The organism is Akkermansiaceae bacterium (genome assembly GCA_019634595.1).
Taxonomy (GTDB): Bacteria; Verrucomicrobiota; Verrucomicrobiia; order Verrucomicrobiales; family Akkermansiaceae; genus Luteolibacter.
Genome location: JAHCBC010000003.1, coordinates 124,230 through 142,562, shown reverse-complemented (window position 1 = coordinate 142,562; position 18,333 = coordinate 124,230). Strand labels below are relative to the sequence as shown.

Here is an 18,333-nt window from a genome sequence, read left to right as displayed (position 1 = left end):
ACCTCTCCCTGATTTCCATTGCGGAGGACCGGTGGTTTTCATACCACCTTGGTTCCAATGAAGAGGCGGCTTTCCACCTTGCTTGTCGTGGCGGGCCATCTCGCGGCGTTCGCGGGGGGCTGGCTGGTGTGGAAGGCGGGAGGGGAGAAAGTCACCGCAGGTCTGGATGGCATGCGGCATGCCCGGGATGCCGGGGAGAGAGAGCGTTCCCGGCGGACGAGGGAGGAGCCGGATGCCCCGGCGGAACGCCTGTTGGACCGTTTGATTGCGGAGGCACCGTTGGGGAACACGTTCAAAGGATGGGGACGCTGGGCGGAGAACAGCCGGGAGCGCTACCGGACACTGCTGGCCCAGGCGGAGGAGACCACGGTGGCGGATGATCCCGCGGCGGCGGCGATGGCAGCGATGGAGCGTTTTTCAAAGGCAACAGGTGATGCGGATCTGAGGCGTGAGGCGACGGTCCGCCTGATCCATTGGCTGAGGGCGGATCCGGCTGCGTTCATCAAAGCGTCTGCCAGGCCGGCTGGAGACTCCATGGGGTTCGAGCTGCTTGACGCGGCGATGGCGGTCGCCATGGAAAAGGGACCGGACGAAGTGGGTGGATGGCTGAAGGGCGACAACACGGGTTTCGGCGCGAAGCTGGCTCCGTCGTTGTCCCGGCAGATGGCGGCCTCCGGAGATCTGGCCGGCATCCGGCGGATGAAGGAACACCTCGACCCGCAGGCATGGACGGCGTTCCGGAGGACGGCCGCGGATGCCTGGCCGCTGGGCCGGGCGGATGAACTCATCGCCTTCTGCCGGGAGGAGGGGAGCATGATCTTGATGGGGAACCTGGCCTCCGCCAATGGTGCGGATGGAGCGCTGTGGATCGGCAACCTGCTCGCATCCGGGAAGCTGGATGAGGCGGAAAAGGAATCCGTCCGCAAGGGGCCGATGTATGCGGAACTGATGTGGCGGAACCCGACCGTGGACATGGAGGCACGGCTGGAGGTGCTGACCGCCTACCGTCCCGGAAAGAGCCGCGACGAAATCATCACGGAGATCGCGGGCCGTGATGTGGCCGACGCGTTGCGGAAAGAAAAAGACTACCGCTATGCCTTCCGCAACGGGGTGCTGTCCGCGGACGAGGTGCTGGCGGAGGTCTCCAGGCAGCTTCCCCATATGGCGGCGGAGTCGCCTGACGCGCTCCGCGAAAATGTATTCCGGGGGCTGGTGAAGGACGACGGTGCGCGTGCGCTTCACTTGCTCGACCATCTGCCCGGCCAGGAGAAATGGGACAAGGCGATGGCGGCGGCGTTCTCTTTCGATGAGGCGAATCCGCAAAGCCTCCACGACTATCTCCGTGCCGTCCCGGTGGATGCCTCCCCGGAACTGTGGCGGAAGCGGATGGACGTGTGGATGATGGCAGGGGCGCAGAATCATGTCCGCCTGGGTGCGGACTATCTGGCGTGGGTGAAACAACTGCCCGAGGGGCTGGACAAGGACATGGCCTCATACGCGCTGGTCAGCGTGCTGGGTCCGGACCGGGCACACCTCACCGCCGAACTTTCCTCCAACATCCGTGACCCGAAGATCCGCGGAATGCTCCCCACTCCGCCATGAATGCCACGCTGAAAAGAACCGGCACCTGCCTGCTGTCCGCCGCCGCGGGCATCTGCGCCGCCGCCTTGCTGGGGGGCGTTGCCGGACCCACGGTGGAAGATGCCGCCGCCGCCGCTCCGGATGGACGGCGCGGAGAATCGGTGGAACCTGCCCGCGAACGGAGGGAAGGTGCGGCTCCGCGAAAAGCGGAAAGGACCGTCGGTGCCCTGAAGTCCGCCGACTACCGCAAGGCATGGGATGCCATTGCCCGGCGGAACCTCACGCCGCGCGAGCGTGCCGAGCTGCAGAAGCGCGTGCTGGAGCACTGGTCGCTGGTGGATCTGGAAGGAGCGATGAAAGCGGCCTTGGAGAGTCCGTGGGATGGAGGCATCGAAACTTCCGGGGTGGGCTATCTGGTGCCTGCGTTCAGCGCGGCGTTCATGAAAAACCCCATCGAGGCCTGGCGGATCATTCAGTCCGGGAATCTGGGTCCCGGTGCGGCGACGCTCCGTTGGCAATGGCTGACTGATGTCTCGAAGGAGCATCCGCTGCTGGTGGTTTCCTATTTCAACGAATTGGCTCCTCCGTTGATGAAGTCCGCGCTGAACCAGGTGATGAGGAAACATCCCGGGAATACTGAGGTATCCGCCGCCGTCCGCCGCATGTTGGAGGGCTTGCCCGCGGACGCTGTGACCAAGGAACTGGCCGCCGACTACTTCGACCGCGCTCCGCCGACGGAGACTCCCGCCGAACTCGGCGCGCGGTGGGCGGCGGCGGCCACGGAGCGGGAAAAACTCATCGCGCTCCAGGCACTGATCGGTTCGCTGCGGAAGAGTGACCTCGCCACGATCCGGGCGGAATGGGAGAAGCTGCCGCCGGACGCGAGGAATGACCTGACCAGCACGCTGCTCACTTCCTACAATCTGAACCACCCGCCGACGGCCCTGCTGGACCTGGCGATCGAGAACGGGAATTGGGAGCTGTTCAAAGACCCCCGGATCTCCGGCATGGAAGGGGCGCTGGCGAAGCATGCGAGAACCGCCGAACCCATCGCGTTGGCGGAGTGGGGGCTGAAGCTGCCGGATCGTCCGGAGACGCTGGATGTTTTCCGCCGTGCCGTCAGCGGGTACATCGACAAGAACTACGTGGATGCCCGTGACTGGATACTCTCCATCCCGGAGGGGGACTGGCGGCGGGAGCGGGCGCTGGCGGAGTATTCCCAGAACGCGCTGTGGGCGAAGAAAGACCCGGATGGCTCCCAGTGGGCGATCGACCAAATCCAGGATCAGAAGATCAAGGGGACCGTCATCAACTGGCGCAAGGAATGGACCGAGCGCACGGGGCGGAAGTGAGGATGAGATGGTCCGAAGCGGTGGGGTAGCGGAAGTCGTGAGACTTCCGGTTGGGGGGAGGTCCGCTGGAGACCGGAGCCGTTTTCCTGACAGACGTCCACCCCGCCGAAGCTCTCACGAGCTTCGCTGCTTCCCCCGCTTCATCATTGCCATCCGTCCGCGGCTCTGGATTGCTCTCAGCGATGAAAAGCCTTCTGTGTGCCGCCGGTCTGATGTGGTCCCTCTTTTCCGCCGCCAGCGGCCAGGAACGCATCCGCGATGTGATCTACGCGAAGCATGACGGGGTGGCGCTGACCATGGACATCTACAAGCCGGAGAAGCCGAACGGCGCGGGCATCATCAAGATCATCAGCGGCGGCTGGAAATCGAACCATCTCCAGATCAACGATGGTGGCTGGCCGGCCGCAGGTTACACCACCTTCGTCGTGGTGCATGGAACGCAGCCGCGTTTCCATGTCGATGAGATCGTCGCGGACCTCAACCGGGCGGTGCGGTTCATCCGCGCGAACGCCGAAAAGCATGGGGTCGATCCGCAGAAGCTGGGCGTGACCGGTGGCAGTGCGGGAGGGCATCTCAGCCTGATGCTGGCGACGCGCGGTGGGCCGGGCGATCCACAGGCGCATGATCCGGTGGAGCGGCAGAGCAGCGCGGTGAATGCGGTGGCCTGCTTCCACCCGCCGACGGATTTCCTGAACTACCGCGGGGAGGGTGACAATGCGGCCGGCTCCGGAAGATTGGCGGATTATGCGGGTGCCTTCGGCCCGCGTGCGGAAACCTCGGAGGGCCGGGAAGTGCTGGGGCGCGAGCTTTCCCCCGCGCTGTGGGTGCGGCAGGACCAGCCTCCGGTTTTCATCGCCCACGGGGATGCGGACGAGTTGGTGCCGCTGTTCCAGGGGAAGCGCTTTTTCGACCGCTCCACCGAAGCTGGCGCGAAGTGCGAGCTGTGGGTCCGCAATGGTGTGGGCCATGGCGGCTGGCAGGAGATGAAGGAGGACAACGCTCGCATGCGGGAGTGGTTCGACCTGCACCTGCTGGGCAAGCAACCGGCGGTGCCATTTACCTATGGCATCACGAACCATCCCGGTACTCCGCTGAAGAAACCCTGACCATGTGGGAGATCCCGGGTGTCCGAGAGTTTCCGGTGTTCCTCGTCTCCGCAGTCATGCTCGCGGTGACGCCGGGGCAGGACACGCTCTACGTCATGGGCCGCGCGCTCGCTCAAGGGCGGAAGGCGGGCGTCATCTCCGTGGCGGGCATCCTGTCCGGTGCACTGGTCCATCTGTTGGCCGGGGCGGGCGGGCTTTCCGCGCTGCTGGCCGCGTCCCCCTCCGCATTCACCGTGGTGAAGTGGATGGGTGGAGCCTACCTCATCTACCTGGGCATCCGCATGCTGATGGGTGGCGGGAAGGATGAGGTGGTGGAAGCGGGTGGCATCACCAGCGCCGCCGTGCTGTGGAGGCAGGGCTTCATCACCAACGTGCTGAACCCGAAGGTGGCGCTTTTCTGCCTCGCGTTCATTCCGCAGTTCATCGTCCCGGGTGCGTCCCACACGGTTCCCGTCTTCCTTTTCCTGGGCCTTTGCTTTTTCGCCATCGGCGGCCTTTGGCTGCTGGTGATCGTCGCCTTCGCCGCCGCCATCGGAGGAAAGCTGGAGGGAGGATGGAATGTCGCGCTCAACCGCGTGGCGGGCGTGCTGTTCATCGGGCTGGGCCTGCGGCTGTTGTTCCAGCATCTGTGATCAATCGGCCAGCGTGTCCGCGGAGATGATGGAGACACCGGGAGGTTGGCGGATGGCGGCGTCCAGCATGGCCCGGGCGATCTTTTCCGCAGGGTTGATCCTCCACCTGCGCGGCAACAACGGGCCGAGTGTGTTGAGGATGACTGCGGCGAACTTTTCCCCGGCACGGGATTCGTCCCGCTTTCCTCCGATCAGCCCCGGACGGACGAGCGTGAGGGAGCGGAAGCCCGCCTGCCGCAGGTCCGCCTCCAGCTCGCCCTTCACCCGGTTGTAGAAGAAGCGGGAGCGGGCATCCGCGCCCATGGCGGAGTTGAGGACGTAGGCGAGCGTGCCATGTTTCCGGGCGAGCCGTGCCACGGCCATGGGGTAGTCATGGTCCACGCGGCGGAACGCCTCCCGGGAACCCGCCGCGCGCAGGGTGGTGCCAAGCGTGCAGATGACCGCGTCCGCATGCCACCAGTCCGCGTCACCCGGCAGATGGTCATAGTCTGTCAGCGGGGCATGCAGCTTCGGGTGGGCGGGCAGATTCTTCCGCACCGGTGCGATGACTTCATCCACCCGTGGATCCGCCAGCGCGAGATCCAGCACATGACGTCCGACCAGCCCGGTCGATCCTACCAGCAACAGTTTCATTTCCCGGGTTGATACACGCGGGATGGGGGATGTGCAAAGGGGAGTAAGGAGGGAGGACACTCTTGTCCTCCGGCGGCATTGGCGAAACATATGAAGGTTACCGCCAAGACGCAAAAATCGCGAAGAAAGAAGGGGATCAAAATGAGGTTATTGAAGATCCGCGGTCCCCTTCCTCTCTTTCCTGAAAACTGAACACTGAAAACTTCTTCTTCTTTGTTCTCCATTGCAGCCGGAGGACAGGAGTGTCCTCCTTCCTTACTCGGAGCAGTCGGGTCCTCAGGCCAATATCCCCTTCACCACCTCGCCGTGCACATCGGTCAGGCGGAATTGCCTGCCCTGGTAGCGATAGGTGAGCTTCGTGTGGTCGATGCCCATCAGGTGGAGGATGGTCGCCTGGTGGTCGTGGACGTGGACGGGATCCTTGGTGATGTTCCAGGCGAAGTCGTCCGTCTCCCCGTGGACGTGTCCGCCTTTGACGCCGCCGCCGGCCATCCAAAGGGAAAAGCCCTTGCCGAAGTGGTCGCGGCCCTTCGGGTTTTTCGGATCACCTTGGCCGAAGGGGGTGCGGCCGAACTCCCCGCCCCAGATGACGAGCGTATCCTCCAGCAGCCCGCGCTGCTTGAGGTCCTTCACCAGCGCGGCGGATGCCTGATCGGTGTCCTTGCACTGGATGGCGAGCTGGGTGTGCAGGTTGTTGTGCTGGTCCCAGCCCGCGTGCATGAGCTGGACGAAGCGCACGCCGCGCTCGATGAGGCGGCGGGCCATCAGGCAGTTGTTGGCGAAGCTGCCCTTCTCCAGCACATCCGGCCCGTACATGTCCAGCACGTGCTTCGGCTCCGTGGAGAGGTCCTGCAGTCCGGGGACGCTGGTCTGCATCTTGTAGGCCATCTCGTATTGGGAAATGCGCGTGTCGATCTCCGGATCGCCGTACTCCGCCAGGTGCGCCTGATTGATGTCGCGGAGGTCATCCAGCATCGCACGGCGGGCGACCTGGCTCATCCCGCCGGGATTCGTCAGGTAGGGGACGGGGTCGCCGCTGCTGCGGAAGCGCACGCCCTGGTGGCGGCTGGGCAGGAATCCACTACCCCAATAGTAGTCGAAGAAAAGCTGGCCGCAGCTTTTCTGCCGGTCGGACGACGTCATCACGACGAAAGCGGGCAGGTCGGACGTTTCCGAGCCGAGGCCGTAGGTCGTCCACGCGCCCAGGCTGGGGCGGCCGGGAATCTGGGAACCGGTGAGGAAATAAGTCACGCCCGGCGCGTGGTTCACCGCCTCCGTGTGCATGGAGCGGATGAGGCAAATGTCATCCGCGATGGACGCGGTGTGGGGCAGCATGTCGCTGATCTCCATGCCGCACGCGCCACGCCGCTGGAATGGCTGCAGCGCGGGGATGATGGGCCACGCCTTGTTGCCGGACGTCATGGTGGAGAGCCGCGTGTTCCCGCGCACGCTCTCCGGCAGGTCCTGCATGGCCATTTTTTGCAACAGCGGCTTCGGATCGAAGAGATCGACATGCGACGGCCCGCCGCCCTGCCATAGATAGATCACACGCTTCGCCTTTTGCTTCTGGTTCGGAAAGCCGGCCACACCGGCACCCGCCGAAGCGGAGGCGGATTCACCGAACAGCGAGGAAAGCGCGGCCAGCCCCAGGCCGTTCGCGGACTTGCCGAAGAACTGCCTGCGGGTGACCACGCGCTGGTTTTCGAGGAAGGGGGCCATGGTGTTGGTGGCGGCGGGTTATTCGCGGGTGAGCGCGGGATCGAGGTTGAGGATGCCGAGGGCGGTGGAGGACCAGGTGGCGAGTTCCACCGGGTCGATGTCAGCGGGTGGTGGGGTCGCGCCGTTGGCGAGGAACGCCTTCGCGGAGGCAGGGTCGGCGGTGAAGTGGGTGCGCTGGTTTTCCATCATCCGCCGCAGCAGGGCGGTCTGGGAAGCCGGGGGCGTGCGGGCGGTGACCAGCCGCATGACGTGGGTGAGGCGGGCATCCGCATCCGGCGAGTGGCGGATGGCGCGGGTGGCCAGACCACGTGCGGCCTCCACCCAGGTGGGATCGTTCAGGGTCGTCAGCGCGTGGAGCGGCGTGTTCGTCAGGCTGGGCTTCACGGAGCAGATCTGGCGGGACGCGGAGTCGAACATGTTGGCCGGGGCCACGGTGCGCCGCCAGAACGTGTAGAGGCTGCGGCGGTGGAGGTCCGCGCCGGATGACTGCGGGTAGCTGAAGTCGCGCTCCTTCGTGATGGCCAGCGTGTCCCAGATGCCCTCCGGCTGGTAGGGATAGACCGGCTTTCCTTCCAGCCGTCCGTCCAGCAGGCCGCCTGCGGACAGGGCCAGGTCACGCAGCAACATGGAGGGCAGGCGGAAGCGGGAGGCGCGCGCCATCAGCCGGTTGTCCGGGTCCTTTTCCAGATGCACGGGCGTCACCCGGCTGGATTGGCGGTAGGTGCCGCTGGTGACGATGAGGCGGTGCATGTGCTTCATCTTCCAGCCGCTCTCGCGGAACTCCACGGCCAGCCAGTCCAGCAGTTCCTGATGCTCCGGTACCTCGCTCTGCACGCCCAGATCCTCCGACGTCTTCACCAGCCCGGTGCCGAAAAAGAGCTGCCACATCCGGTTCACCTGCACGCGGGCGGTCAGCGGATGCTCCGGCAGGAACAGCCAGCGCGCGATGCCCAGCCGGTTGCGCGGCAGATCCTCCGGCATGGGCGGGAGGAATGCGGGCGTGCCGATGCCGACCTTCTCCTGCGGGCTGAGGTAGTCGCCGCGGTCGAGGATGTGCGTGTCCCGTGGCTTCGTCTCCGCCATCACCATCACCTTCAGCAGTTCCTCCCTGGAAAATTTGTCCTCCGCGCCCTTTGCGGAAATGATGGCCTTCAGATCATCGTTGCCGGGCAGCTTCGGCAGGCGTGCGTTCTCGAACTCGCGGGCCAGACGGCCCTTCGCATAGTTGTTCGGCTTTTCCGGTGGCGCGTCTTTCACCGCCTTGATGAGGGTGGTCCAGGTGTTCTCCGCCGGAGCGTTCTCCGCCATCAGGCGGTCCTCCCACTCCTGTTGCAGCGTGTCGCGCCGCTTTTCCCAATCCGGCGTCGCCACCATCAGCGTGCGGGTCTTTTCCTTCAGCTCCGCGAGCTGCGCTTCATACTCCGGGGTTTTGAGTTCCAGCAGCGGTGCGGCGGAACGGATGCGCGACGGACCACTGCCCGCGCCACCCGTTTCCGGCACGTTGTTGAACGCGGCCATCAGGCTGTAGTAGTCCCGCTGGGTGATGGGGTCATACTTGTGGTCGTGGCACTGGGCGCACGCGACGGTCAGCCCGAGCCACGTCGTGCTGGTGACATCCACGCGGTCGAACAGGATGACGTTGCGCTGTTCCTCCGCGATGGCCCCGCCCTCGCCGTTGATGAGGTGGTTCCGGTTGAAGGCCGTGGCGATCTTCTGGTCCTGCGTCGCGTCCGGCAGCAGGTCGCCCGCCAGTTGTTCGATGGAGAATTGGTCGAACGGCATGTCCGCGTTCAACGCGCGCACCACCCAGTCCCGCCAGATCCACTGATGGGTGTCGCCGTCCTGCTGGAAGCCGTTGCTGTCCGCGTAGCGCGCGGCATCCAGCCACGGCAGGGCCATGCGTTCGCCGTAGTGCGGGGAAGCGAGAAGACGGTCCACCACCTTTTCATAGGCGTCCGGGGAAGTGTCCGCGGTGAAGGCGTCAATCTCCTCCGTGGAAGGCGGCAGCCCGGTGAGGTCCAGCGTCACGCGCCGCAACAATGTCGGCTTGTCCGCTTCCGGCGACGCGGAAAGCCCGTGGCTCGCCAGCTTCGCCGCCACGAAGCGGTCGATGGGATTCCGCACCGGCAGCGCGGTTTTCCCCGTCTCCGGCGGCACCGGGCGCTCCGGGGCGTCGAACGACCAGTGGGATTCGTAGTTCGCACCTTGCTCGATCCACTGGCGGATCATCTCCTTCTGATCCTGGCTCAAGGTGCGGTTGGAGTCCGGCGGCGGCATCACCTCGTCCGGATCGGTGGAAAGGATGTGGTCGAGCAGCAGGCTCTCCTTCGGCTTTCCGGGAACGATGATGCCGTCCGCGCGCTGGCCTTCCAGCGTGTTGAGCTGCAGGTCCGCCTTGCGCTTGTTCCCGTCCTGGCCGTGGCAGTAGAAGCAGTTTTCGGAAAGGATGGGCCGGATGTCCCGGTTGTAGGACAGCGCGGGGGCGGCACCCGCCATGCCCGCGCAAAGCAGGATGACGGATGCCATGACGCACGTTGGGTTTTTCGCTTGCATCACTCCTCTCTATACGGAGCGCGGAGGAGGATGTCATTTACGGAAGTTCGTAAGTCCGGGGCGAACGCCGTTCTCCCGTAGCGTGATGGCTGCGCCATCACGGCAGGGTGGATGCGTGCGATCCCGCGATCCCATCCTGTAACCCGGCTGTCGTTCCCATGCGGAACCGCAGGATATCCCGCGGATCTTCTCCGCCGGAATGGCGCAGCCATTCCGCTACCCCTGCGGGTGGATCTCCGGATTCGATGGCAGGGACCGCATTCCATGCGGTCCGGCTGGGAAGATGTTCCCGCTCCCTTTGGTTCCATCGTTGCGAACATCGTTCCCCGATTCTCCGGAAGGTCGACCGGTATCCGTCATCGCAGGGCATCAGCCGCCATCCACCGCCGGACCGCATGGAATGCGGTCCCTGCCAACCGCTCCGTGGTGTGGATCTTCCCCGCCGGAATGGCGCAACCATTCCGCTACATCACTCACCGTTTCACAATACCATCCTTCATCGCCACGGAAATGGCGGAGGCCAGGCAGTTCACGTGGAGTTTTTTGTAAATGCAGCGCATCACGTAGTCCGCGGTGTGCGGGTTGAGGGAGAGCCGGTCGGCGATCTGTTTCCGCGCGTAGCCATCGACCATCAGCTCCAGCACGGCCTTTTCCCGCTCGCTGAGGTCATGGTCGGCGGCGGGCGGGGCGAAGCGTGTGAACATCTCCAGCACGCGGCGGGCGATGCGGGCATTCATCGGTGAGCCGCCTGCGAACGCCTCGCGGATGGCGGAGACGATGCGTGCGGACGCCTCCGACTTCAGCAGGTAGCCGGACGCACCGGCGCAGATGGCGCGGAAGATTTTGTCATCATCCTCGAACACGGTGAGGATGAGGGCCGTCGCCTCCGGGGCGAGGCGCTTGAAGTGGGACAGCCCCTCGATGCCATCCATGCCCGGCAGGCCGATGTCCAGCAGCACGACGTCCGGCGACCCATCGGGGAGCAGGGCGATGGCGTCCTCACACCTCCCGAAACTCCTCACGGGGTGGAAGTCCTCCTGCTGCCCCAGCATGCGCTCCAGTCCGCTGCGGAAGGCCTTGTTGTCTTCGATGATCCAGATGGAGGGCATCAGTGCGAGAATGATGGGGTTCCGGGAGATTGCAAGGGTGCCACAAGGATGAGGCGGGTGCCGTCCCCGGGGGCGGAGATGAGGGTCAGCCGGCCGTGCAGGTTCCGCGCGCGTTCCTTCATCCCGCTGATGCCCATCCCGCGGGACGGACGCTGGGTGGTGAAGCCGCGGCCGTTGTCATGGATCTCCAGCCGCAAGGAGTCCGCGCCGCATTCCAGGGAAAGGGTCGTGCGGGTCGCGCCGGAGTGGCGGGAGATGTTGGCGAGCGCTTCCTTGAAGATGAGGAAGACCTGCCGCCGGGATTCCCCGTGCCATGCATCCGGCAGATGGTCCGGCAGGGCGGTCCATTCCACCTCCATGCCGGAAAGGAGGCGTCCCGCAGTGCGCCGCAGCAGGGAGATGAAGTCGGGTCCGGACTCCGCGCGCGCACCCACCAGCCAGAGGACCTCCCGCATGGAGTCGCTGGTTTCGCGGGCGATGCGGTTGATTTCCTGCCAGTCTTCCTTCTGCCGCTCCCCGTCCTGGCCCGGTGCGGTTTCACTGATGATGGCGATGCCCGCGATGTTGCTGCCGATCTCATCATGCAGGTCCTGGGCGATGCGGTTGCGGAGCAGGTGGAGGGATCTCACCCGCCTGCGCCGCTCCGAGATGGCCCAGGCAAGGCCGCCGCCGGGGAGGATGAGGGCCAGCAGGCCCGCCGCCGCCCATGCCCTGCGCTGCGCGGATTTCAGCAGCGTGGCATGCGCACGGGTTAGGGAAAGGATCTCCGCCTGCAACTGGTTCCGCCTTTCCCAGCGTTCCAGCCAGTCCGGCAGGGGAAGCAGGCGACCGTAGCTGGTGTAGCCGTCCGTGATGAGGGAGGCGGGGCGCTCCTCCGGGCGGGTGACGGTGTCCGGGCTGGAGGTCACGGTGGCACCCAGCGCGACATTTTCCCCGCCGGAGAAAATTTCGATCTCGGAAAGCCCGCACCGTCCGGTGGGGGAGGCCAGCATGCGGATGCGCACGCAACGCCCGCGCGTGTGCTCAGGCAGCGGGATGACCACCGGGTTGTTGCCAGGGTTCGGGTAGGCCTCGGCGGAGGTGTCCATCAGGATGGTGGGCGACGTGAAGTCCGGTCCGTCGTCCATCTCCACCACGAAGTGGGTGGGAAAGGAAAAGCCCGGCACGTCCGCGCCCAGCCGCGCGTGGACCGGGTGCAGGCGGATTTCACCGATCTCCCTTTCCCGCGCAAGATCCACGGTGATGGTTCCCGGAACTCCGGTGAACAGACCGTCATAGGGCAGGAAGTCCCTCAGGATCGGCGGGCCGAGCGGCGACCGCCCGTCGTTGAGATTCCGCACGTGCAGGCGGGGTGGGAGATTGACCGTGTTCGACGCCGTGACCGTTCCACGCAGCGCGATGTTGCGGACGCCCCGGATGACCATGATTTCACTGAGGGCAAAGGAATGGGTGGCGGTCTCCTCCGCCAGCTTCGTGATGGTCAGGCGGATGTAGCGCGCGCGCATGCCCCCGGCGCGGAAGACCGCCGGGGCGAGGCCGTGGGAAGGGTAGTCCGTGTCCGTGAACAGGGCCACCGGCGTGAAACGGGCGAAGGCCGGATCGTCCGATACGTCGATGCGGAACCTCCGGGGAAAGGCATACGGCTTCGACTCCCCCTGCTGCCAGTCCACCAGCGCGGGGACCAGCACGATCCAGTCGATCTCCTGCGGCGAGCCGAGGTCCACCTGCAGCCACGGCGGTACGGGTGGTGGCTCCGGCAGTTGGCGGTGCTGGTAGCCCAGCTCCTCCGTGGTCTGGCTCATGACGCCCACGCCCAGTCCGGTCAGTTCCTCCCGGTCTTTCCTGATCTGTTTCTCGATCCGGCCGAGTTCACCATGGAACAGGCACAGCCAACCGGCGTCCTGCCCGTGCGAAGGCGACGGGAGCAACAGGAGGCAGAAAAGGAATGGAAGCGCGCGGGACATGGACGGCGGTGCGTCCCGTCATTACTCCGGGCACCGGCCATTGCTTACGCCCATCCGGTGGGATCAGGCGATCTCCGGGAATGGGCGCGCCCATTTTTCTCCGGGATGAACGGTGGGGGTGGTTGCAGCAGCCTCCCGGACGGATCCGGAGCCATGGGCACCGATGAACTTTATGAAAGCCATCCGTGTTCATCGGTCCGGGGGATCTGGCGTAGATCCACCCGGTGACATGCAATCCACCCACACCGTTGCTTTTTCCCGGCCACGCGATGCCCTCGTCCGGAAGCGGGGAGGGTCCCCGGACGTGGTGCGCCGTTGCGGCTGTGGGGAATTCGTTGCCGCGGACCGCAGCCACCGCACCCATGCCGCGTGTGTTCGGCATGGATCTCCGTCAGAGGGCCGGAGTTGCGGGTGATACGGTTCACAGGAATTACCAAATCACGCAAACCGGGGAGTGATGCACGCCGCCTTTGATGAAACCGGCAGGATATTCCATGAATCGGTCCGGGAAGGTTTGCTTGGAGCTTCCCGCGGGGGCCGGGGCGTGCAATTTTCGTGCGGCGTCCCCTCGCGGAACAAAGGAAAGATTCCCGTGGTGCCAGATCCAGGCCATGGTGCGGAGTGTGATGAAATCGTTGGAAAGAGGAGGGCATCCGGAGACCACGGCACGGAAGCGCCTGTTCTGGTTCCTCCAGATCAGCGGGTGGTTCGGGGTCGGCCTGATGTCCCTCTATCCACTGGTCCAGATCTTCGATGGGAAGACCATGGCCGTGATCATGGTGCTGAGGGTGGCCTCCGGCATCCTGGTCACGCTGGGCATGCGGTGGCTCTATTGCCGGATGGGCTGGCGTGACTGGTCGTGGTGGAGACTGGGAGCTGCCGTCCTGCTGATCTGCATGGCGCTGGGAACGCTGGACTCCATCAGCACCCAGAAACTTTCCAGGGTCCTCACCGGCAGTGGCGTGCCGGAGGAGATCCACTCGTTCCTGCTCATCACGGGCATCCTTCTCCGGACCAGCGTGCTGATGATCTGGAGCCTGCTGTATTTCGGCATCAAGCTGTGGCTGGAGACCGCGGAGGTGAAGCTGCGCGCGGCGCAGAGCGAGGCCTCCGCGCGGACCAGCGAGCTGAAGCAGCTCCGTTCCCAGGTGAACCCGCATTTCCTGTTCAACGCGCTCAACTCCATCCTCGCGGAAAAGGATGACCCGGAGGCAGTGGAGCGCATCACCCAGGAGCTGGCCGGCTTCCTGCGGTTCTCACTGCGTCCGGCGGGGGATTGCCAGTTGCTGGGGGAGGAGATCGAGGCGCTGGAACACTACCTGCGGGTGGAGAAGGCCCGCTTTGAGGAGAAGCTCGTCTATGAAATACGGGTGTCACAGGAGGCGGGGTTTCACCGGGTTCCCGTGGCCACCGTCCAACCCCTGCTGGAGAACGCCATGAAGTATGGCAGGAAGACCAGCCCCACTCCGCTGCGGCTGGTCATCTCCGCGGACATCCTGCCCGCATATGGGGTGCTGAAGGTGGTGGTGGCGAACACCGGACGGTGGGTGGATGAGGATTCGGAGCACTCCCACGGCATCGGCCTTTCCAATCTCCGGCGGAGGCTGGAACTGCTGTTCGGCAGGGAGGCGCGCCTGACCCATGCGGCGACGGATGACGGATGGGTGAAGGTGGAGGTCGTGATCCCGCTGGAGTCCATGAATGAGGGGAGGGCCGCGTCATGACCACTCCCCGCAGGGCCGTGATCGTGGATGATGAGCGCCTCGCGCGGAAGCGCCTGCGTGATCTCCTGAAGGCCCACCCCGGAGTCACCGTGGTGGGGGAGGCGGACAGCGTGGAGGCGGCCGTGCCGCTGATCGCGGAGCATCGTCCGGACGTCGTCTTCCTGGATGTGGAGATGCCGCCGCGCAATGGGTTCGACCTGCTGCCCCTGCTGCCGGAGGCCCCCCACACGCCGGACGTGGTGTTCGTCACGGCGTATGAAAATTTCGCGCTGCGTGCCTTCGAGGTGAGCGCCCTGGACTACCTGCTCAAGCCCATCCACACGGAACGCCTGGCGATGAGCGTGCAGCGGTTGCTTTCCTCCACCAGGCAGGATGAGTCCGCCGAAGACGCCGCGGAGGAAACCTGGACCATGGAGTCCAGGGTCACCCTGAGCGACCGCAGGATCAAATCGATGGTGGAGATCTCCGGCATCGTCGCCATCCAGGCGCTGGGCGCCTACTCCCGCGTTAGCGTGGCCGGGCAGCCACCGATGATCATCCTCCGCAGCATCTCGGAGTGGGAAAGGCGGCTGCCTTCCTCCGGCTTTCTGCGCGCGGACCGCTCCCTCATCATCCAGCCACGGCTGCTGCGGAAGATGAAGCTGGTCTCCCGGGATGAGACGGAGATTTCCCTGGAGGGCATGCAGGGCATCCTGGTCATCGGCCGGGTGGCGACGGCCCGCCTGAAGAAGCACGTCAGGAACATGGGGTGAGTCCACGGCATGGATGTTATTCCTTCCAGATGAGGATGCCGCCGGTGAAGCCGGGCTGGTGGATGTCCAGACGCTGGCCCTCCGTGATCCTGCGGGTGAAGATACCCGCCTTCGCATTACTGGAGTCGGAGTAGTTCACTGCATCCTCCGTGCGCTTCCAGCCGCTGATGTCCGCGGTGAGCTGGCTGATCATGTGGAGGGTGGCGTCTTTCTTCGGGGTGATGCGGATGGAGTCCAGCTCGCCGCCGGGGGTGAGCAGGTATTTCCACCCATCGTATCCGGCGGGGAGGTTGTTCCAGGTATAGCCGCGGTTCGAGAAAGCCGGGGCGCCATCGGTGAGTGTGCCGACGCCGGTGAAGGTGCCGTCGATGATGAAGTCCTCCGTCTCGTGGCGGCGCATGATGTCCTGGCCGAGCCATGGACTGTCATCCGCGGACGAGAGGCTGCGGAAGCCCGGTGCGCGGTGGAAGGTCATGTGGTTCGCGTCATGGGCGCTGTGGGCGTGGTCCCACGCCGTGCGGCTGACATAGATGATGTCATCCCCGTCGATGACCCAGTCCACATACTGGAAGGCGTGGTATTTCCAGTCGCGGTGGCGCAGCAGGACGGTGCGTTGTTCCCAATGGATGAGATCCCTGGAGGCGGTGAGGACGAGGTGGTTCCGCCCCGCCATGGGGTCCTGCTGCCGGGTGGCCAGGGACCAATACAGGCCGGACTTCCCATCATGGCGGATGGTGAATTTCACGGCCCCTCCCGGAAAGCCGATCTGTGAAGCCTTGCCACGGGAGATGAGTTTTTTCCCATCGTCGGAGCAGTCGAGGATGATGGCCTTGTCGCGGCCTTCGGAGGCGCAGCGCAGGATGTTGGCGACCCGGCCATCCGGGGTGACGGCGGCGTTCCCTTCCAGGAAGCCATTGCCGGTCCACTGGCCGAAATCGTAGTCGAACGGTTCGGAGACGGTCCAGTTGGCGGCATCGAGCAGATCGGAATCAACCGGGGCGGAGGTCATGTGTGCGCGGAAGAAGTGGCCCCAGCGGGTGTTCCTGATGCCCATGGCGCGGACCTGCTCCTTCGGCATGATGGTTTCCACCGCGCGCCAGATGCGGCCGTTGTGGATGACGTGGGCGCATGGGGCGGTGTGGTAGCGGGCATCCGTGCGGAGCAGTCCGCTTTTCGCGTCCGTGGGATGGGTCCATGTCCTGCCGCCATCGGTGGACCTGCGGATCGCGTAGTGGGACCAGCTTTCCTTGCTGCCGTGGGCGGGTTTGAGGATGCCCAGCAGGTAAAGGTTCCCGTCGTGGACGAAGAGATTCGCCCAGACGAACGGAAAGCGCGCGATCTCGCTCCAGGTCCTGCCCTTGTCCGGGGAAGTGAAAATGATCGTCGTGCGGTTGAGGTCCGTGTTTCCGGCCCAGTTGTGGGAGGCCACATAGGTGCCGTCCGGAAGGATGGCGACGGAAGGGGAACTGGGGTAGGTGGTCGCAAAGTCGGGTGACTTGCTGATGACCACACCGGGCACGGGACCGGAATCATTGGTGGCCTTTGACGGCAGCAGGCTGCCCGCCCGGGGTGGCTGGTCCTGCGCGTGCGATAGATGGAGTCCGGCGAGGAGAACGGAGAATACGCCGATGATGCGGTGCATGGATGGGGGATATACCAACAGCCCCGGGCACTGCCTTTCAACCATGCGGTGTGGGCATGCGCTTCCGTGGACGAACCATCCATGCGTAGCGAAGCTCGTGAGAGCTTCGGCAGGGTGGACGGCACCGCACGGACCGACTCCGGTTTTCCACCGATTTCCCCCAGCCGGAAGCCTCACGACTTCCGCTTGGTCGCGAAGCCAAGCGGGATGAATCCCGCGGTCCCGGTATCCGCCCTGCCATTGCCTGCCGAAAAGCAAACCGGCAGAGTAGCGGGGGGACTTCTCTGCCGGTTGTCGCGTCGGGGGGAGCGCTTGTTTTTCGGGGGGATGTTGTTGGCGTTTCCGGTCGGGGGGCGTCCGTCGCGCTGACAAAAAGACAATGTCACAAAAACGGACATATCGGCATTACGCGGATGCGTAGGTCCGGTGTCAGTTCATGGAGCGAAGCGTCGGATTCATGGGAATCCGGGCCGCCGGGCTATGCGTCCGCGCCTGTCCCGCCATCGGCCACCGGGATCACCAGGACGTCGCTCTCGATATTCTGCAGGATTTCCTTCGAAAGGCTGCCCATCAGCATCTCCGCCACCACGCCGTGACCGCGGTTGCCGATGATGACGAGGTCGATGTCGTGGCGCCTGGCGTGTTCGCTGAGCGCGGTGACCGCGGGTCCCATCTCGCATTCGATGCGGATGAAAGGCGCGCCACCACGGTTCATCCCGATGGAGGCGAGGAACTCCTTCGCATCCCGTGTGGCGTCGCGGCGGGCCTGCTCGCACACCGCCTCCCGGTTGCCGTCGGAGAGGCCCAGGAACGGCACGTTGAACACATGGAAGAACGTGATCTCCGCATCCGGGAACAGACCCAGCGCGGCAGCCATCAGGCGTTCCGTCTTCGGTGAGAAGTCGCCGGCCACCGCCACCCTGCGGTAGTCCCCGGAAACCCGGTTCCTCACGACCAGTGTGGGGACGGTGGAATTCCTCAGGATGCCATCGACAACGCCGCCCAAGGTGATCGTCCGCAGCCATTGGTTCCGGGCCACACCGGTCACGATCAGGTCCATCCCTCCGCCGGTGCTCACATCCAGCAGCTCATCCACCACCTCCCCGGTGCGGACGATGACCGCGGGTGTCCTGTCGGTGGAGCGGGTGTCCTTGCGCAGGCGTTTCGCCGCCCGCACGGCGGGATCTTCCGCGTGGGATCCGTTCACCTGGAGGCCGTCGATCGCCGCCTTGTCCACCACGGTCAGGGCCGTCAGATGCGCACCCCATGACTTCGCGCATGCGATGGACCGGTCCAGCGCCCTGTCACATCGGCAACTCAGATCCGTTGCCAGCAGGATGTTTTTCGGCAGGGGAAATGAGACGGCGGTGGTGGATTCAGGGAGTGTTTGCATGGCTTCCGGGAGTATGGGGTTGGCATTGCCCCGCGGAATGTCCGCGGAGGCAACAGGGGTTCTTGTCACAGAAAGCATGGATGCCCGCTCCGTCAAGGAATCGAGGGACATATCCCGATGTTAGATCAATCATTTGATTCAATATCCCGTGCGCTCCACGGCTGATCTAACAA

At 64.9% G+C, this 18,333-nt stretch carries 13 protein-coding genes; 6 read left to right on the top strand and 7 right to left on the bottom strand.

Going from position 1 to position 18,333, the window contains the following annotated elements:
- The first annotated feature begins 57 nt into the window (after nucleotides 1-57).
- From KF712_11265 to KF712_11250, 4 genes are all read left to right on the top strand, one after another.
- Nucleotides 58-1,602 (top strand): hypothetical protein, encoded by a 1,545-nt coding sequence (locus KF712_11265; GenBank protein ID MBX3741563.1) that lies wholly within the window; start codon nucleotides 58-60, stop codon nucleotides 1,600-1,602.
- The gene (locus KF712_11260) at nucleotides 1,599-2,933 is read left to right on the top strand and encodes a hypothetical protein (protein ID MBX3741562.1); all 1,335 of its coding nucleotides are present in this window, start codon (nucleotides 1,599-1,601) and stop codon (nucleotides 2,931-2,933) included. The genes KF712_11265 and KF712_11260 overlap by 4 nt, the downstream gene beginning before the upstream one ends.
- Nucleotides 2,934-3,115: 182 nt before the next feature.
- A complete protein-coding gene (locus tag KF712_11255; protein ID MBX3741561.1) occupies nucleotides 3,116-4,039 on the top strand; it encodes an alpha/beta hydrolase in 924 nt (307 codons plus the stop codon).
- A 2-nt stretch (nucleotides 4,040-4,041) separates the two neighbouring features.
- Nucleotides 4,042-4,671 (top strand): LysE family translocator, encoded by a 630-nt coding sequence (locus KF712_11250; GenBank protein MBX3741560.1) that lies wholly within the window; start codon nucleotides 4,042-4,044, stop codon nucleotides 4,669-4,671.
- On the opposite strand, the gene KF712_11245 is transcribed toward KF712_11250, so the two are convergent.
- The 5 genes from KF712_11245 to KF712_11225 all read right to left on the bottom strand — a co-directional run bounded on the left by KF712_11245 (nucleotide 4,672) and on the right by KF712_11225 (nucleotide 12,649).
- Nucleotides 4,672-5,304 (bottom strand): hypothetical protein, encoded by a 633-nt coding sequence (locus KF712_11245; GenBank protein MBX3741559.1) that lies wholly within the window; start codon nucleotides 5,302-5,304, stop codon nucleotides 4,672-4,674.
- A gap of 276 nt (nucleotides 5,305-5,580) precedes the next feature.
- Entirely contained in the window at nucleotides 5,581-7,023 is a 1,443-nt protein-coding gene (locus KF712_11240) for a DUF1501 domain-containing protein (protein ID MBX3741558.1), read from the bottom strand.
- Nucleotides 7,024-7,041: 18 nt separating this feature from the next.
- On the bottom strand, nucleotides 7,042-9,549 hold the full coding sequence (locus KF712_11235; protein MBX3741557.1) for a PSD1 domain-containing protein: 2,508 nt from the start codon (nucleotides 9,547-9,549) through the stop codon (nucleotides 7,042-7,044).
- Between the two features lie 500 nt (nucleotides 9,550-10,049).
- Nucleotides 10,050-10,685, bottom strand: a complete 636-nt coding sequence (locus tag KF712_11230; GenBank protein MBX3741556.1) for a response regulator transcription factor — start codon at nucleotides 10,683-10,685, stop codon at nucleotides 10,050-10,052.
- On the bottom strand, nucleotides 10,685-12,649 hold the full coding sequence (locus KF712_11225; protein MBX3741555.1) for a discoidin domain-containing protein: 1,965 nt from the start codon (nucleotides 12,647-12,649) through the stop codon (nucleotides 10,685-10,687). Before KF712_11225 ends, KF712_11230 begins: the two co-directional genes overlap by 1 nt.
- A 626-nt stretch (nucleotides 12,650-13,275) precedes the next feature.
- Between KF712_11225 and KF712_11220 the strand changes: the two genes are divergently transcribed.
- Both KF712_11220 and KF712_11215 read left to right on the top strand, forming a co-directional pair.
- A complete protein-coding gene (locus KF712_11220; GenBank protein MBX3741554.1) occupies nucleotides 13,276-14,373 on the top strand; it encodes a histidine kinase in 1,098 nt (365 codons plus the stop codon).
- Nucleotides 14,370-15,125 (top strand): response regulator transcription factor, encoded by a 756-nt coding sequence (locus KF712_11215; protein ID MBX3741553.1) that lies wholly within the window; start codon nucleotides 14,370-14,372, stop codon nucleotides 15,123-15,125. Before KF712_11220 ends, KF712_11215 begins: the two co-directional genes overlap by 4 nt.
- Before the next feature lie 16 nt (nucleotides 15,126-15,141).
- On the opposite strand, the gene KF712_11210 is transcribed toward KF712_11215, so the two are convergent.
- Together KF712_11210 and KF712_11205 are read right to left on the bottom strand one after the other, a co-directional pair.
- Nucleotides 15,142-16,767: an exo-alpha-sialidase gene (locus tag KF712_11210; protein MBX3741552.1), complete on the bottom strand. Its 1,626-nt coding sequence runs from the start codon at nucleotides 16,765-16,767 to the stop codon at nucleotides 15,142-15,144.
- 478 nt (nucleotides 16,768-17,245) lie between these two features.
- Nucleotides 17,246-18,160, bottom strand: a complete 915-nt coding sequence (locus KF712_11205; protein MBX3741551.1) for a universal stress protein — start codon at nucleotides 18,158-18,160, stop codon at nucleotides 17,246-17,248.
- Nucleotides 18,161-18,333: the final 173 nt, after the last annotated feature.

Coding starts and splice junctions, on each gene's coding strand:
- KF712_11265 (MBX3741563.1), top strand. CDS start 58: ATGAAGAGGCGGCTTTCCACCTTGCTTGTCGTGGCGGGCCATCTCGCG.
- KF712_11260 (MBX3741562.1), top strand. CDS start 1,599: ATGAATGCCACGCTGAAAAGAACCGGCACCTGCCTGCTGTCCGCCGCC.
- KF712_11255 (MBX3741561.1), top strand. CDS start 3,116: ATGAAAAGCCTTCTGTGTGCCGCCGGTCTGATGTGGTCCCTCTTTTCC.
- KF712_11250 (MBX3741560.1), top strand. CDS start 4,042: ATGTGGGAGATCCCGGGTGTCCGAGAGTTTCCGGTGTTCCTCGTCTCC.
- KF712_11245 (MBX3741559.1), bottom strand. CDS start 5,304: ATGAAACTGTTGCTGGTAGGATCGACCGGGCTGGTCGGACGTCATGTG.
- KF712_11240 (MBX3741558.1), bottom strand. CDS start 7,023: ATGGCCCCCTTCCTCGAAAACCAGCGCGTGGTCACCCGCAGGCAGTTC.
- KF712_11235 (MBX3741557.1), bottom strand. CDS start 9,549: ATGGCATCCGTCATCCTGCTTTGCGCGGGCATGGCGGGTGCCGCCCCC.
- KF712_11230 (MBX3741556.1), bottom strand. CDS start 10,685: ATGCCCTCCATCTGGATCATCGAAGACAACAAGGCCTTCCGCAGCGGA.
- KF712_11225 (MBX3741555.1), bottom strand. CDS start 12,649: ATGTCCCGCGCGCTTCCATTCCTTTTCTGCCTCCTGTTGCTCCCGTCG.
- KF712_11220 (MBX3741554.1), top strand. CDS start 13,276: ATGAAATCGTTGGAAAGAGGAGGGCATCCGGAGACCACGGCACGGAAG.
- KF712_11215 (MBX3741553.1), top strand. CDS start 14,370: ATGACCACTCCCCGCAGGGCCGTGATCGTGGATGATGAGCGCCTCGCG.
- KF712_11210 (MBX3741552.1), bottom strand. CDS start 16,767: ATGCACCGCATCATCGGCGTATTCTCCGTTCTCCTCGCCGGACTCCAT.
- KF712_11205 (MBX3741551.1), bottom strand. CDS start 18,160: ATGCAAACACTCCCTGAATCCACCACCGCCGTCTCATTTCCCCTGCCG.